Consider the following 15,659-nt stretch of genomic DNA (forward strand, 5'->3'; position numbering starts at 1 on the left):
TATGTCAATCCGACTTCGACTCACGCTATGGTACTCCGGTTTATTAGCTGTGACTATGTTTGCTTTCGGCCTGTGTATCTACTTATTTGTTAATTGGAATACGTACGCTGATTTGAAAAATCAGCTTAAATTGCAGAATAGTAAAACGCCAATTATAGGTACCTTAAATTTTTGGGATCAGCTGGAATTAGGTGTTGATCCTCAATATCAGTTCAGATTCGATCAGAAGAATATGTATATTCAATTGGTTAACTACAAAGAGGGTGCTATCACACAAACTCCAAATCTGATGGAACAGGATATTATTATTCCTTATCCGGAGCTTAAGAGTAAACCTAATGATGGATTTGTTAAGGTAAAGGTCGAAGTGGACAAAAAGAAGTATGAGATGCTGACGTATCAGAGAGTAATTCGACTGACGGCAGACAACAGCACAGTTGGCTTATTGCAATTTGGTGTGTTCTCCTATAATGAAGCCCGCTTCATGAAAGGTCTTCTTAAAATACTTATTTATTCATCATTAGTTGTTGTCTTAATTGCGTTCACTGTAGGTTTATTTATTGCCAGGAAGGCGTTGCATCCTATTGAACGAGTTATTCGAGCGACGGAGCAAATTGAAAAGGGTTCTGATTTGAGTGTTCGCATACCGGCTATCGGTCCAAATGATGAAATTGGCAAATTAGTCAGCACATTAAACATGATGCTCTCACGGCTCGAAATGGCTTATAATGAGCTGGATGAAGCTTATAAAGCACAGAGGAGATTCGTCTCTGACGCTTCGCATGAATTACGGACGCCTCTTACTACGATTCGTGGAAATATTGAGTTACTGGAGCGTATGTGGACTAAGGTGAAAGAAACGAATTTGAAACAGTCCACTGGTGAGTGGCTGCCGCTGGATTCGAATCACTGGGAGCTGTCGAAGGAAGCGATGAGTGATATATCAGCAGAAGCGAAGCGAATGAGCACGCTTGTTAATGACTTGTTGGCACTAGCAAGAGCTGATACAGGTTACACAATGGAGAAGGTGCCGCTTGAGCTTCTTCCTTTGACAGAAGAGGTTATACGCAGAGCACAGCTGCTGCCGCGCACTGCTGAATGGAAAATAGGGGACTTGTCTGCTTTGAGCGATGTGCGGGTAAACGCGAATCATAATTATTTGCAGCAGCTGCTCTTCATTTTCATAGAAAATGCTTTTAAATATACGCTGGAAGGTTATATTGAGCTGAGCGCGGTTCGTAATGAGCAGCAAATCGGTTATGTCATTCAGGATACAGGAATAGGAATGAATCCGAATGAGATTCCACATATTTTTGATCGATTCTATCGGGCGGATGAATCTAGAGGTGTAACAGTAGGAACAGGCCTGGGCTTATCAATAGCGAAATGGATTGTTGACGAGCACAAAGGCACCGTGGAAGTCGTGACTAGAGAGGGAACTGGCACGAAGTTTACAATCTGGCTGCCAATAACCTTTGCGGACACGAGCGATTGGTCTATAATAGAATCATCAGATCGTATATTTGATTAGGAGATAAGATAAGATCTATCTCTGATCAGAAAGCAGGTGCAATAAATATGGAAATAGTTAAAATATCGCCTCGCGGTTACTGTTATGGAGTTGTCGACGCGATGGTGCTGGCTTTACAGACAGTTAAAAACTTAGAACTGCCGCGTCCTATATATATTTTAGGTATGATCGTTCACAATGCTCATGTTACAGATGCGTTCGAGCAGGAAGGAGTCATTACGCTAGACGGTGCTAATAGACTCGATATTTTAGATCAAGTGGATTCAGGAACTGTTATCTTCACCGCGCATGGTGTATCGCCTGAGGTTCGTCAGCGTGCGCGTGAGAAGGGATTGTCTGTAGTGGACGCTACATGCCCAGACGTGACTCGTACACATGATTTAATTCAAGTGAAAGCAGCTGAAGGTTATCATATTATTTATATTGGCAAAGATGGCCATCCAGAGCCGGAGGGTGCTATTGGCGTTGCGCCGGATCGTGTTCATTTGATTGAACGTGAAGAGGACATTGCCGCTCTTCAAATTCCAGAAGGCAAAACGATTATAACGAATCAAACAACAATGTCACAGTGGGATATTCGTCATATTATTAATCGTCTAGTTGAGCGTTTTCCGAATGCTGAGGTTCATAATGAGATTTGTTTAGCTACGCAAGTACGCCAAGAGGCGGTAGCCGAGCAAGCGGGAATTGCGCAGCTATGCATTGTCGTTGGAGATCCACGCAGCAATAACTCCAATCGTCTAGCACAGGTTTCTGAAGAAATCGCAGGTGTTAAAGCATATCGTGTGTCCGATGTATCAGAAATCGAGCAGGAGTGGCTGAAGGGCATCGACCGTGTTGCGGTAACTTCAGGTGCATCTACTCCAACGCCGCTTACCAAAGAGGTCATTAACTATTTGGAGCAATACGATCATAACAATCCGGATACTTGGGAAATTCGACGTACAATCAACATGAACAAGCTGCTTCCGAACATTCGAGTGAAGTCAGTCGTTGCTGCTTCAGATACAGATACAGCAGCTGCTGCGGCAGACTCGACAGCGACTTCAACATAAGCTACAACTAGTAGCGTTAGCAGTGACGTAGTAGTAACGTCAACATAAGCTACAACTAGTAGCGTTAGCAGTGACGTTGTAGTAACGTCAACATAAGTAACAAAAGTAGCGTGAGCAGTGACGTCAGTAGTAACGTCAACATAAGTTACAAAAGTAGCGTAAGTAGTTACGTCAGTAGTAACGTCAACATAGGTTACCAAAGTAGCGTAAGTTGTGACGTCAGTAGTAACGTCAACAGCAACGTCGGCATTATCGTCAATAGTAACATCAATAGTAACGTCAGCAGTAACTTCAAAAGCTACTTCAAGAGTGACTTTAACATCAGACTCAACAGTAACGTCAAACGCAACTGCTGTTTCAAAGGAAGCGGATGTTGAAAAGACGGAGTAGCTTAGTTTGAAACAGTGGCTGGAAGACGAGGTAGCTCGTCTTAGCCGGCTGAGGAAGTTACGTTACAGTTATGTACCATAATGTTGCTTAGATTGAGACCGACTGAGGAGCCCTCACTAATTAGTGATGCTAATCTCATTATGTCGTCTTTAAACTAATTTGTTTTTTTATTAGTGAGGCAAACCTCACTCCCCGTGAAGAAATCCTCATGGCGAGTGAAGTTTGCCTCACTATTTATTGATTTCAAACTTTTGCAGTCGAATGAGTGAGGATTATCTCACTAATTAGTGAGTCTGCTTCATAAGAATAAACAGCCCAGTCCAACCTTCATTTTCCAAATTAGCGTTTAATAGCTTATTTACATAGAAACCTAGTTGCTTATTTACAAAAAACTTATTTACTAAGAAACCTAGTTGCTTATTTACAAAAAACTTATTTACTAAGAAACCTATTTGCTTATTTACAAGAAACTTAATTACAAGAAACTTAGTTACTTTGTTACTTTGTTACTTTGTTACTTTGTTATTTTGTTACTTTGTAACCTATAAGCTCCTATAGTAACTATTAGACGGGGACAGAAATTATTTGAATTTTTTATTTTGTGATGTGGGTTGACGTCATGCGTCTTTTCTTGTATATTTACTTTAGTGATTAAAAGCGTAGAAGCCACAAAGCATAAAAGCTATAAAGCGTATAAGCGTTGCAGTGTGAAATTATGGATAAAGGTTTAAAAAGATGAATAAAACTGGAGAAGTCTAAATGAGTCCGAAACAGTATGAAGTAGCCAAAAGTAGCAAGAAAAAGCTAGAAGAGGAAATGAGAGGGAAAAATGGCGACAAAAAGCTAGGGAATGTTAGAAAAAGAAGTAGAATCTAAAAGAATCTAAAAGAATCTAAAAGAATCTAAAAGAATCTAAAAGAATCTAAAAGAATCTAAAAGAATCTAAAAGAATCTAAAAGAATCTAAAAGAATCTAAAAGAATTTAGAAGAATCTAAAAAAATCTAATGCAAATTTTAGTTTTATACAAATTTATAAAAAACAAATTAGGAGTGATCGATATGATCGTAATTACAAACCCAAACATTGCTGACGAGCGGATTACAGAAATTGTAGCCCAAATTGAGAAGACAGGTGTGCAAGCGCATGTGTCAAAAGGTACTGATCGTACCGTTATTGGAATCATCGGGAAAGCAGAGCCTACTCTTGCAGAGCATTTGCGTCAATTGAAAGGCGTAGAGAACGTTATCAAGATTTCGAAATCATATAAGCTTGCCAGCCGTGATTTCCATCCAGATGATACGGTAATCGATATTAAAGGTGTTAAAATCGGCGGAAGCAATCTTGTCATTATGGGCGGACCATGTGCGGTTGAGACTCCTGAACAAATAGACGAGATCGCTCGTCTCGTCAAAGCGGCAGGCGGGCAAGTATTGCGCGGAGGCGCATTCAAACCTCGCACAGGTCCGTACAGCTTCCAAGGAGTGGGCGTTGAAGGGCTTGCCATGATGGCGGAAGCGGGCAAGAAGCATGGATTACTTACCATTACGGAGGTAATGACACCAGAGTATGTTGACGTTTGTGCGGAATATGCGGATATTCTTCAAGTAGGAACGAGAAATATGCAAAACTTCGATTTGCTGCGCAAGCTAGGAACGATTCAAACACCGGTTTTACTTAAACGAGGTTTTAGCTCCACCTATGATGAGTTTTTAAATGCCGCGGAATACATTTTGGCAGGCGGTAATCCAAATGTTATGCTTTGTGAACGCGGTATACGAACATTTGAAACCTATACACGCAACACGCTAGATTTGACTGCGATACCAGTATTGCAATCTCTCAGTCATCTTCCGGTTATTTCCGATCCAAGCCATGGTACAGGACGTCGTGAATTGGTAGAACCAATGTGCAAAGCATCGGTAGCGGCTGGAGCAAATGGATTAATCGTAGAAATGCATACCGACCCGGATAACTCCATGACAGGAGACGGTGTGCAATCCCTATTCCCAGATCAGTTTGCAAATTTATTAAAAGATCTAGAACAGCTAGCTCCAATTGTAGGTAAACAATTTAATACGCCTAAAGCACCTGCAGAAGCGTTTAAGGAATGGAAAATTTAACAGGTAACCAAAACCGCGGAATCCTTGATTTATAAGGGATTACGCGGTTTTTTTATTTAAATAATCAGAATGATTTGTGAACGATCCTTCGAATTTGTGAGTAAACCTGACATGGTTTCAAAAAATACCTGACATAGCTATTGACGGAGATTGAAGCCAAGTTTTATAATAACGACATGGTTTTACAGCAATTATTGAACATTACTTGTTCAACACTACGCTAACGTTCGGAAATGGAGGAATATCTAATGTCAGTTCAAAATGTTTTGGCTAATATTGAAGAAAATAACATTATGTTTGTAGATTTCCGCTTTGTGGACCTGCTTGGTCGTGCACACCACATTACACTACCTGCTGCTGAGGTTGACGCAGATACTTTTGTTAACGGGGTTGCATTTGACGGTTCATCAATCCAAGGTTTCCGCGGAATTGAAAACTCCGATATGGTTATGATGCCAGATACAGAATCGGTATTTATCGATCCTTTCACTGATCATCCAACACTTAACATCATGTGTAACATTCATACACCTGATGGTGACCGTTATGACCGCGATCCACGCAGCATCGCTCAGAAAGCTGAAGAGTATCTTCAAACAACTGGCGTTGGTACGACAGCATTTTTCGCACCAGAACCTGAATTTTTCATTTTCGACGAAGTTCGCTATCAAAGCACAATGAATTCTTCTTCCTACTTCGTTGATTCAGAGGAAGCAGGCTGGAACACGAACCGTATAGAAGAAGGTGGTAATCTAGGTTCCAAAGTCCCGGTTAAAGGCGGCTACGTACCTGTAGCTCCAGTTGACTCACAGCAAGACGTCCGCAGCGAAATGGTTCGTCTTTTGCAAGAATCGGGTCTTCGCGTTGAACGTCATCACCATGAAGTTTCAACAGCTGGCGCCGCAGAAATCAACTTCCGCTTCGACACATTAAAGAAATCAGCTGACAATCTTATGAAATTCAAATATATCGTTCACAACACAGCTCGCCAATATGGCAAAACGGTTACTTTCATGCCGAAGCCATTGTATGGTGACAACGGAAGCGGCATGCACCTGCATACTTCCATTTTCAACGGCGACATTCCTTTGTTTTACGATAAAGGCGCTTATGCTAACCTGAGTGAAATGGCGATGCACTATATCGGCGGCGTCCTTTACCACGCACCGGCATTGATTGCAATTACTAACCCAAGCACGAACTCGTTCAAGCGTCTTGTGCCTGGTTACGAAGCGCCAGTTAACCTTGTATTCTCCAAAGGTAATCGTTCTGCTGCGATTCGTATTCCGATTGCTGCTGTAACGCCAAAAGGCTGTCGTATTGAATTCCGTACACCGGATAACACAGCTAACCCTTACCTCGCTTTTTCGGCTATGTTGCTTGCTGGTTTGGACGGCATCAAGCGTAAACTTGATCCAGTAGCTCTGGGCTATGGTCCTTTCGACCAAAACATTTACGATTTGCCGGAAGATGTGAAGAAAGAAATCCGCAGTGTTCCTGGAACTCTTGACGAGGCGCTTAACGCGTTGGAAGCTGATTCTACTTTCTTGACTGAAGGCGGCGTATTCTCTCAAGACTTTATCGACAACTATGTTGCGATCAAACGTCAAGAAGCAAAAGCAGTTGCAATTCGTATTCATCCGCATGAGTTCAGCCTTTACTACGATTGCTAAACCAAATGCTACTATTCCTAAAATGAGGGTCCCGATGGGGCCCTTTCTTGTTTTTGTACTAGAATTTGCTTGAAAACCGAATGTATAGTGACAGTATTTCGACATACGTTCGACTTTTTGTTGTTCGAATATGTGAAATACACTTGATGCATCTCTTCAAAATTGCTATCATAACCATATCAGATATCAAGAAAATGAGGTGGGTACCCTAATGACTAGAGCATTTAATTTTAATGCAGGACCAGCTGCTATACCTCTTGAGGTGCTAAAGCAAGCACAGGAGCAATTTGTTGATTATGAGGGTGCAGGCATGTCCATTATGGAAATGTCACATCGGAGCCCATTGTACGAGCAAGTGAATAACGATGTACAAGCCATGATGCGTGAATTGTTCGGAATTCCGGATAATTATCATGTTCTTCTGCTGCAAGGGGGAGCAAGCACACAGTTCGCGATGCTGCCGCTCAACCTAGTGCGTCCTGGACGTCCAGGAGCTTATGTCATGACTGGAGCTTGGGCTGATAAAGCTCTTAAGGAAGCGAAGCTTGTTGGCGAAACAGTGATTGCTGCATCTACAGAAGCAGACAAATTTATGCGTATGCCAGCAATGTCGGAAATTAAAGTGCCGGATAACGCGGCGTATTTGCACCTTACGTCGAACGAAACAATTGGCGGAACACAATTTTTCGAATTTCCGACAACAGGAAATGTTCCGCTTATAGCGGATATGTCCAGCGATATTTTGTGCCGACCGATTGATGTGAGCCAATTTGGTATGATTTATGCCGGTGCCCAAAAAAATCTCGGCCCATCTGGTGTCACAGTAGTTATCATCCGTGATGACCTTGTTCAAGAAAGTCCAAAAACGATTCCATCGATGTTCCGTTACGATACCCATGCTAAGGCTAGCTCGCTTTATAATACACCGCCATCCTTCTCAGTTTATATGATGAAATTGGTGCTTCAATGGATTAAAGATAAAGGCGGGGTTGCTCAAATGGAGCAATTCAACCGTGATAAGACCAAATTGATTTATGACGCTATCGATCAAAGCAATGGTTTCTACATCGGTTGTGCGCAGCCTCAAAGCCGCTCACTTATGAATATTACATTCCGTATTCATAGTGAAGAGCTAGAGAAGCAATTTATTAAACAATCGGAGCAAGAAGGTTTTGTTGGCTTGAAAGGCCATCGCGATGTTGGCGGACTGCGCGCATCGACATATAATGCGGTTCCGCTCGAGAGCTGCCAAGCATTGACGCAATTTATGAATGATTTCATGAAGCGTAACGGCTAATTCATTTGTTGCAGCTTAGAAAGAAAGACCGCGTTCCCTTTATAGAGGAACGCGGTCTTTCTTGTATTATGCAAATGACGATTCCATAACCGCAGGTCCATGAAGCTTATATCCGACATTGCGTACGGTCATAATATATTCAGGGGTCCGTGCGTTTCTCTCAATTTTATCGCGCAAATGGCTGATATGAACATCTACAATTCTTGTGTCGCCAAGGAAATGATAATCCCAGACCCCATGCAGCAGCTGTTGTCGGCTGAGTACTTTGCCTTTGTGTCGGCATAAAAACAGGAGAAGCTCGAATTCCTTTGGCGTAAGCTCGACCGATTTTCCATCGAGGAATACTTCACGCTGTTCAACACGCACATTCAAGCGACCAATATCAAAGGCAGTGTTATCTATGTTCCCAGGCAATGACTGCATACGACGGAAAATAGCTTGAATTCGGGATACAAGCTCTTGAGGGCTGAATGGCTTGGTCATATAGTCATCAGCGCCATTATCAAGGCCAGCTATTTTATCTGAGACATCCTGAAGGGCTGTCAGCATGACGATGGGTACCGCATTATTTTGTTTTCGAAGCTCACGACAAACTTGAATACCGTCCATTTTGGGCAGCATGAGGTCGAGAACAATTAAGTCAGGACGAAATGGCTTTAATAAGTCAAACACTGCTTCTCCATCGCTTACACAGCGAACATCGTAGCCAGCGAGCTTTAAATTGAATTCGATTAACATGGAAATGGAAGGCTCATCATCAACTACCAATATCTTTTTTCTCATTTGTTCAACTCTCCTTCATGTTTTATAAGGTCGTGGTTTGGTTGAAAATTGTTATTATACCGACTATTATGGTCTCTATTATGACGCCTGAATTTATGCAGCAGATTAACGGTACGTAAAATGGATGTAAAATGTGGTGTAATTTCGTGTATAATAGTCAAAATGAGAGGTGAGATAGACAACCATGCCATTTCATATCGTATTGGTAGAGCCAGAGATTCCGGCAAACACAGGTAATATATCACGCACATGTGCTGCTACAGGAACACATTTACATTTAGTTAGACCGCTTGGATTTAATACAGATGATCGCAGCCTGAAGCGCGCAGGACTAGATTACTGGCATTCTGTACATGTAGAGTATCACGATTCCTTCGAAGAATTGCAGCAGCTGCACCCTCAAAGCCGTTTTTTTTATGCGAGTACAAAAGCTAAAAAGATATATTCGCAATTTGAATATAAGGATGGAGATTTCTTTGTATTTGGCAAAGAAACGAAAGGGCTACCGCAATCATTAATTGACGCGAATATCGAAACATGTATAAAAATGCCGATGACTAGTGCAGTTCGTTCGCTTAATTTATCGAATTCTGCAGCGATCATTGTGTTTGAAGCACTTAGACAAAACGGCTTCCCAGGGCTTGAATAGCTAATCATACTAGTGATTGATTAGTAGTTTCTTAAATGTGAACGAACTTTTTTGCAGTATATTAAGAAATTATTGATATGGGAAGGAAAATGTCGAATTACCATCGAAAGATTATAAAGCAGAGGTTTCTCAAAAATACTTGCGAAACTAGACACAGAAGAGGTGAAAATGATGAAACCAGCAGGAGTAGTAAGAAAAGTAGACCAACTAGGTCGTATTGTACTTCCAAAATCATTACGTAAACGTTATCTGATGAACGAGGGCGATCCCGTTGAAATTTTCGTCCAAGGTGACCATATCATTTTGGAGCGTTACCGTCCGAAATGCGTATTTTGCGGTTCAATGACTGAAGTTAAGGATTTTAAGAATCGTTCCTTATGTTCCGTTTGTATGGAGGAAATGGCACAGCTGCAGCGTTAATCAGCGTTTCAGAGTGCTATTTTAACGAAATGAAGCTTCCCGTCATGAGCAAAGTGCTCTACGGGAAGCTTCATTTGTTTGAATCTAAGCTCTAAACGCAGCTTATAATCCTTTTGTTTTGTCTTCATTATACGAACTGGTTAGCATCGCCGTAATGAACAAGACAAACACGGTCATCACAATAATAAAGTTCATCCTTTGGACACCTCCAATAAGCTGTCTTTATTATAACCAAGGTTCGGTAAAAAGAAAACTTTAAAAGTTGTGAACACATTGTTAACATAGGATATATACGCAAATGATGTGGTCTAAATTACGAGGAGGCGCACACACTATGAATTACCGATTTTCTTCAAGAGTCGCACAATTGCAATCGTCCGCAGTCAGAGATATTTTGAAGCTGACACAAGGTAAAGACATGATTTCGTTCGCTGGGGGACTTCCTGCAGAGGAGCTGTTTCCCGTACAAGCCGTACGAGAAGCGGCTAACCGCGTATTCGATGCAGGATCAAACGCTTTGCAGTATGGCTTGACTGAAGGTTATTTGCCTTTGCGTGAGCAGCTATGCAAGCGGATGGCGGCAAAGCAAATGTATGTCAATCCGGAACAAATGATATTGACTACCGGTTCACAGCAGGCCATTGATTTATTAGTTGGGGTGCTGACTGAACCTGGCGATACGATTTTGGTGGAGAAGCCTACCTACCTGGCAAGTCTGCAGGTATTTGCTTTGCACGGTTTAAAGGTTGTAGCAGCTGAAAGTGACGAAGATGGTATGATTCCAGAAGATGCTGAGCGCCTTATTCGTGAGCATAGACCTAAGCTAATGTACGCGGTGCCTACATTCGGTAATCCGACTGGTAGAGTATGGAGCGTAGAACGTCGCCGCAAGATGCTGGATCTTTGCAAGCAAAATGATATACCGATTATTGAAGATGATCCATATGGCGATATTAAATTTGATGATTATGAACAATTTCCTTCTTTGTTCGCGTTGAACGGCTCGGCTGAAAAAGGTGCAGTGCTATACACAAGTACATTTTCCAAGACAGTAGCTCCAGCTCTGCGTACAGGATGGGCTATTGGTGACAGCAGTGTAATTAGAATGGTAGCGAAGGCGAAGCAAGCAGCAGATCTGCACTCAAGCACGATGGATCAACAAATATTAAGTCAACTGCTCAGTGGATTTAATTTGGATGAGCATATTAAGGTTATTTCAAAATCGTACGGACAACGGATGAATGAAATGGATAAGCTGTTGAAGCAGCAAGCGAGACAAGATGTATCCTGGGTTAAACCAAAAGGCGGCATGTTCCTCTGGATAGAGCTGCCTGACGGATTGGATGCGGAAGCACTGCTTCGTTGCGCCGTCCAAAAGGGCGTTGCATTTGTTCCGGGAAGCTCCTTCTATTCGGAAAATCCGAAGCGCAACACCGCTCGTCTGAATTACACCTATAACACAGGTGCTAGAACCGAGCTAGGGGTTGCGCGTTTATTTGAGGCCATTGAAGAATTTACGGTGCGGAGCTAGTAGTGCTAACGGTACTAACGGTACTGACCCAATCAGCAATGACATCGCTATTTTCGGTTAATGCAGCTACACCTTCTGGACGGAGCATATACTTGCCTCGCCCGATACGGTCAAACCAATTATAGTAATTGCTGCGGAGCGTTTCACCACTGCGACTGTAGCCGGTAATAGAGGCAACCTCACGTGGAGCGAGCGGGCCGGATGTATGGAGTGCGTAGGCGCAGCGTAGCGCCTTTTCACGGTAGGCGGTCATAATCTTTCGCCGGGTGCTTCCGCCTACGTTATAGTCGCCGCTCCGCTCCTTAAACTCCATATGGAGCTTTGCTTGCTTCTTTCGTCTAACACCGCGCTGCGGTGGATCGCCTGGCTGGCAAAGCATTTCGATAACTGGCTTTTTTGTTTTGTAAAAGGTAACGGTCATTAATCCGAGTCCAAGCATTCGGCAAAGCTCGGTTAAATCACCGAATCGTTGATTATGAGCGCCGCTTTTTTTTCGATTGCGTTCAACGGCAAGCACGACCTGGTTATTCAAACGTAGACGTTCAATTCCTTGCAGCAGCAAGGCTAGGTTGAACGTTTTTTTCATTTCGACGATAATCGTATCCGAATTTTCTGGATGGATAGCTACCAAATCGCAATGGAGCACTTCACTTTTGACTTCGAAGCCAAGCTGCTCATAATGCTTCTTTATTGGCTCGTAGAGCTCCTCTTCCCTTGTAACAGCCACTGATTGTTATTCCCCCCATGCCGTTCTGACCGACTTGTATATACCCATTATAGCAAAGGATTATACGGACCTGTCGTAATTTGATGGATAGTGGACTAAAATAGTGGTCAATTTCCTTCCCGAATAAGCATAGAAATGTAATACCTCAATAAAAGTTGGCTCCACTCGATAGAGCGTCTAGATACAAATCCCGGGCGTAGTTAGATTAGTGGAATGCGGAAGCGATGGGAGGAGGCACGGTATGGATATTTTCAAACGAATATCGGATTATCAGGCTGAGAGCGAGAAACTTGCATGGACAGGATCAATTAAGGACTATGTTGCATTGTTGAGGCAGGACCCGTCACCGGCTATGACCGCACATTCGCGTGTTTATGAGATGATTGAGTCTTATGGAGTAGAAGAGGTTAATGGAAAGAGGAAGTACAAATTTTTTGAACAAGAAATTTTTGGGTTGGACCATGCGGTAGAGAAGCTTGTTGAGGAGTACTTTCACTCCTCGGCTCGTAGGCTTGATGTTCGCAAACGGATTTTATTATTGATGGGGCCGGTCAGCGGAGGAAAATCTACAATCGTTACGATGCTCAAAAAAGGTCTAGAGAAGTTCTCAAGAACGCAGCGCGGAGCGGTCTATGCGATTAAGGGCTGCCCGATGCACGAAGATCCGCTGCATCTTATCCCGCATGAGCTGCGCCCAGAAATCGAAAAGGAGCTTGACGTTCGAATTGAAGGCAATTTATGTCCTTCCTGCCAAATGAGGCTGCAGACGGAATACAACGGTATTATTGAAAACGTGCTCGTAGAGCGTGTATTTATTTCAGAGGATAACCGCGTTGGAATTGGCACGTTCAGTCCTTCCGATCCGAAATCTCAAGATATTGCAGACTTAACCGGCAGCATCGACTTTTCAACTATTACTGAATTCGGCTCGGAGTCTGATCCACGCGCGTATCGTTTTGACGGTGAGCTTAATAAAGCGAATAGAGGCTTGATGGAGTTTCAAGAGATGCTGAAATGCGATGAGAAATTTCTATGGAATTTGCTTTCGCTGACACAAGAGGGAAATTTCAAAGCGGGCCGATTTGCTTTAATTAGCGCGGATGAGCTAATCGTCGCTCACACGAACGAAACGGAGTACAAATCATTTATAAGCAACAAGAAAAATGAGGCGCTGCAATCACGGATGATCGTCATGCCGATTCCTTATAACCTGAGAGTGTCGGATGAGGAAAAAATATATACGAAGCTGATCGCACAAAGTGATATGAGGCATATTCATATTGCACCTCATGCCTTACGAGCTGCTGCCATATTCTCTATTCTGACGAGATTGAAGGAAACGAAGAAGCAGGGTATGGATTTAGTGAAAAAAATGCGGATGTATGATGGCGAGGAAATTGAAGGGTTTAAGGAAGCTGATTTAAAGGAAATGCAGAATGAATATATCGAAGAGGGAATGACTGGCATCGATCCGCGTTACGTCATAAACCGTATTTCGAGTGCTTTAATCAAGCAGGATATGCACTGCATTAATGCGCTTGATGTGCTTCGGGCGTTGAAGGATGGACTTGATCAGCATCCTTCCATTACGAAGGAAGAGCGGGAGCGGCATCTCAATTTCATTTCGGTCGCTCGGAAAGAGTATGATGGACTTGCGAAGAAGGAAATTCAGAAAGCGTTCGTATATTCCTTCGAGGAGTCTGCGCGAACGCTGTTTGAGAACTATTTAGACAACATTGAGTCGTACTGCAACTGGGCCAAAATAAAAGATCCTTTGACTGGCGAAGAGATGGATCCGGATGAACGTCTGATGCGTTCGATTGAAGAACAAATCGGTGTATCGGAAAATGCAAAGAAAGCTTTCAGAGAAGAGATTCTGATCCGAATATCTTCCTATTCACGCAAAGGGAAGAAATTTGATTTTACAAGTCATGAACGACTAAGGGAAGCGGTTGAGAAAAAGCTGTTTACCGATTTAAAGGATATTGTGAAAATAACAACATCAACAAAAACACCGGATGAGAGTCAATTGAAACGAATTAATGAGGTTACGAAGCGCCTTATTGACGAGCATGGGTATTGCCCGGTATGTGCGAATGAATTACTTCGTTATGTAGGAAGCTTGTTGAATCGTTAATTTAATCATGAAGCTAAGATGCAGGCAAAGTCATACTTAGCATAGCCGACGGACAGTTGTCTGTCGGCTTTTGTTCAAATTTCATGAAATATATATATTTGAATTTATAGAAATGTTCAAAACTAATATAAAAAAAGAAATTAATCCGATATACTGTATATGACAGTGATTTGCATCACACATCGAAGGAGTCGGGCTAATTGATTAAGGTATCGGCAGAACGCAAGAAGCAACTAGATTACATTGGGATCTCGGATCAGGATTTACAGTGTCTGGCTGATTGCAGAACTATATTCCAAAAAGTAGTAGAAGAAGTGGTTGAGCGATTTTATGACAATGTGGGTGGGCATCCTGAACTAGTTGCACTTATAGCAAGAGTAAGCAGCATTGAAAGGCTGAAGGAGACACAACGATTGTATTGGATGTCTCTCACAGATGGAGTAATTGATCAGGCTTACATAGATAATCGGATAAAAATCGGAGCCGTACATTCCCGAATTGGCTTAACGACGAATTGGTATTTGGGAACTTATATGACCTATTTGGATATTGCAACGATTGTGCTGAAGCAGATGATGCCAGAGCAGTGGCGAGAAGTGGTATATGCTTTGACCAAGATGTTTAATCTCGATGCACAATTTGTTCTAGAAGCTTATCAACAGCATGAACAATTAAAAATACAAGAGCTTGCGGATACGAAAACAGAGATGCTGTCTACTGTAACGAATGCGGTGCAAGAGCTGGCATCGCTTATGATTGAGCTGGACGAGGGCGCGCAATCTATTGCGGCTACAGCTATTTCGACTTCACAATCCCAGGATAAGACGCACACCTTGTTAGAGGGGCTTCGAAAGGAACTGGACGGTATTACGGAAATGGGTACACTCATTCGCGGATTTTCGGATCAAACGCACCTGCTTGGGCTCAACGCCGCGATAGAAGCGGCTAGGGCAGGAGAGCATGGACGCGGTTTCGAGGTTGTAGCGAATGAAGTAAGAAAGCTGGCTGCTTCGTCGCGTAATGCACAGGAGGGTATCCAAACAAAGCTTGTTGAAATCGACAAAAAGCTATCCGAGGTGCGATCTGAATCAGAGCAAACATCCGCCGAGGCACGCAATCAAGCAGCACGCTCTAAGGAGCTGGCTTCATTCGTTCATATGGTGGATAAGGTAACAACGGATTTGCAGCAGCTTAATAAGAATTAATTACACTTCATAATGAACGGGAATTCTCACAACAGGAGGATTCCTGTTTTTATTTTGTGTGATTTTTATCGCTTGTCTGGTTTAATTACATGATTCAGATTGTTTTCCCATGTATGCAACTTCGAATTTAGTTAACCTTA

Annotated in this window: 12 protein-coding genes; 10 read left to right on the forward strand and 2 right to left on the reverse strand. The window is 42.6% G+C overall.

What is annotated here, in order from left to right:
* Position 1: 1 nt before the first annotated feature.
* From AC0YN7_RS15685 to serC, 5 genes are all read left to right on the forward strand, one after another.
* The gene (locus tag AC0YN7_RS15685) at positions 2–1,531 is read left to right on the forward strand and encodes a sensor histidine kinase (RefSeq protein WP_475810945.1); all 1,530 of its coding nucleotides are present in this window, start codon (positions 2–4) and stop codon (positions 1,529–1,531) included.
* A 47-nt stretch (positions 1,532–1,578) separates the two neighbouring features.
* Positions 1,579–2,586 carry a 4-hydroxy-3-methylbut-2-enyl diphosphate reductase gene (locus AC0YN7_RS15690; protein WP_475810946.1) on the forward strand — a complete coding sequence of 336 codons (1,008 nt, stop codon included), beginning with the start codon at positions 1,579–1,581 and terminating at the stop codon, positions 2,584–2,586.
* Positions 2,587–4,035: 1,449 nt separating this feature from the next.
* Entirely contained in the window at positions 4,036–5,097 is a 1,062-nt protein-coding gene (aroF, locus tag AC0YN7_RS15695) for a 3-deoxy-7-phosphoheptulonate synthase (protein WP_475810947.1), read from the forward strand.
* A 248-nt stretch (positions 5,098–5,345) separates the two neighbouring features.
* Positions 5,346–6,770: a type I glutamate--ammonia ligase gene (gene glnA / locus AC0YN7_RS15700; RefSeq protein ID WP_475810948.1), complete on the forward strand. Its 1,425-nt coding sequence runs from the start codon at positions 5,346–5,348 to the stop codon at positions 6,768–6,770.
* A gap of 211 nt (positions 6,771–6,981) precedes the next feature.
* Positions 6,982–8,067, forward strand: a complete 1,086-nt coding sequence (serC, locus tag AC0YN7_RS15705; RefSeq protein ID WP_475810949.1) for a 3-phosphoserine/phosphohydroxythreonine transaminase — start codon at positions 6,982–6,984, stop codon at positions 8,065–8,067.
* 66 nt (positions 8,068–8,133) lie between these two features.
* Here serC and AC0YN7_RS15710 read toward each other — a convergent pair whose 3' ends face one another.
* Complete coding sequence (locus AC0YN7_RS15710; RefSeq protein WP_475810950.1) at positions 8,134–8,850, reverse strand: response regulator transcription factor; 717 nt, start codon at positions 8,848–8,850, stop codon at positions 8,134–8,136.
* A gap of 184 nt (positions 8,851–9,034) precedes the next feature.
* On the opposite strand from AC0YN7_RS15710, the gene trmL reads away from it, so the two are divergent.
* From trmL to AC0YN7_RS15725, 3 genes are all read left to right on the forward strand, one after another.
* Positions 9,035–9,499 carry a tRNA (uridine(34)/cytosine(34)/5-carboxymethylaminomethyluridine(34)-2'-O)-methyltransferase TrmL gene (trmL, locus tag AC0YN7_RS15715; RefSeq protein ID WP_475810951.1) on the forward strand — a complete coding sequence of 155 codons (465 nt, stop codon included), beginning with the start codon at positions 9,035–9,037 and terminating at the stop codon, positions 9,497–9,499.
* 171 nt (positions 9,500–9,670) lie between these two features.
* Positions 9,671–9,919, forward strand: a complete 249-nt coding sequence (locus AC0YN7_RS15720) for an AbrB/MazE/SpoVT family DNA-binding domain-containing protein (protein WP_475810992.1) — start codon at positions 9,671–9,673, stop codon at positions 9,917–9,919.
* Positions 9,920–10,253: 334 nt separating this feature from the next.
* A complete protein-coding gene (locus AC0YN7_RS15725) occupies positions 10,254–11,450 on the forward strand; it encodes an aminotransferase-like domain-containing protein (protein ID WP_475810952.1) in 1,197 nt (398 codons plus the stop codon).
* Here the strand turns inward: AC0YN7_RS15725 and AC0YN7_RS15730 are convergent.
* Positions 11,434–12,177, reverse strand: coding sequence for a DUF2161 family putative PD-(D/E)XK-type phosphodiesterase (locus AC0YN7_RS15730; protein WP_475810953.1), 744 nt, complete (start codon positions 12,175–12,177; stop codon positions 11,434–11,436). The genes AC0YN7_RS15725 and AC0YN7_RS15730 overlap by 17 nt on opposite strands.
* A gap of 241 nt (positions 12,178–12,418) precedes the next feature.
* Here AC0YN7_RS15730 and AC0YN7_RS15735 point away from each other — a divergent pair, with 241 nt between their 5' ends.
* Both AC0YN7_RS15735 and AC0YN7_RS15740 read left to right on the forward strand, forming a co-directional pair.
* Positions 12,419–14,314, forward strand: a complete 1,896-nt coding sequence (locus AC0YN7_RS15735; protein ID WP_475810954.1) for a PrkA family serine protein kinase — start codon at positions 12,419–12,421, stop codon at positions 14,312–14,314.
* A 200-nt stretch (positions 14,315–14,514) separates the two neighbouring features.
* The gene (locus tag AC0YN7_RS15740) at positions 14,515–15,519 is read left to right on the forward strand and encodes a protoglobin domain-containing protein (protein WP_475810955.1); all 1,005 of its coding nucleotides are present in this window, start codon (positions 14,515–14,517) and stop codon (positions 15,517–15,519) included.
* The last annotated feature ends 140 nt before the right edge of the window (positions 15,520–15,659 follow it).

It is taken from the genome of Paenibacillus sp. J31R122 (assembly GCF_056269185.1).

Bases quoted from the DNA above. Each gene is read 5' to 3' on its own strand.
- AC0YN7_RS15690 (WP_475810946.1), top strand. From the start codon at position 1,579: ATGGAAATAGTTAAAATATCGCCTCGCGGTTACTGTTATGGAGTTGTC.
- aroF (WP_475810947.1), top strand. From the start codon at position 4,036: ATGATCGTAATTACAAACCCAAACATTGCTGACGAGCGGATTACAGAA.
- AC0YN7_RS15720 (WP_475810992.1), top strand. From the start codon at position 9,671: ATGAAACCAGCAGGAGTAGTAAGAAAAGTAGACCAACTAGGTCGTATT.
- AC0YN7_RS15735 (WP_475810954.1), top strand. From the start codon at position 12,419: ATGGATATTTTCAAACGAATATCGGATTATCAGGCTGAGAGCGAGAAA.
- trmL (WP_475810951.1), top strand. From the start codon at position 9,035: ATGCCATTTCATATCGTATTGGTAGAGCCAGAGATTCCGGCAAACACA.
- glnA (WP_475810948.1), top strand. From the start codon at position 5,346: ATGTCAGTTCAAAATGTTTTGGCTAATATTGAAGAAAATAACATTATG.
- AC0YN7_RS15710 (WP_475810950.1), bottom strand. From the start codon at position 8,850: ATGAGAAAAAAGATATTGGTAGTTGATGATGAGCCTTCCATTTCCATG.
- AC0YN7_RS15725 (WP_475810952.1), top strand. From the start codon at position 10,254: ATGAATTACCGATTTTCTTCAAGAGTCGCACAATTGCAATCGTCCGCA.
- serC (WP_475810949.1), top strand. From the start codon at position 6,982: ATGACTAGAGCATTTAATTTTAATGCAGGACCAGCTGCTATACCTCTT.
- AC0YN7_RS15685 (WP_475810945.1), top strand. From the start codon at position 2: ATGTCAATCCGACTTCGACTCACGCTATGGTACTCCGGTTTATTAGCT.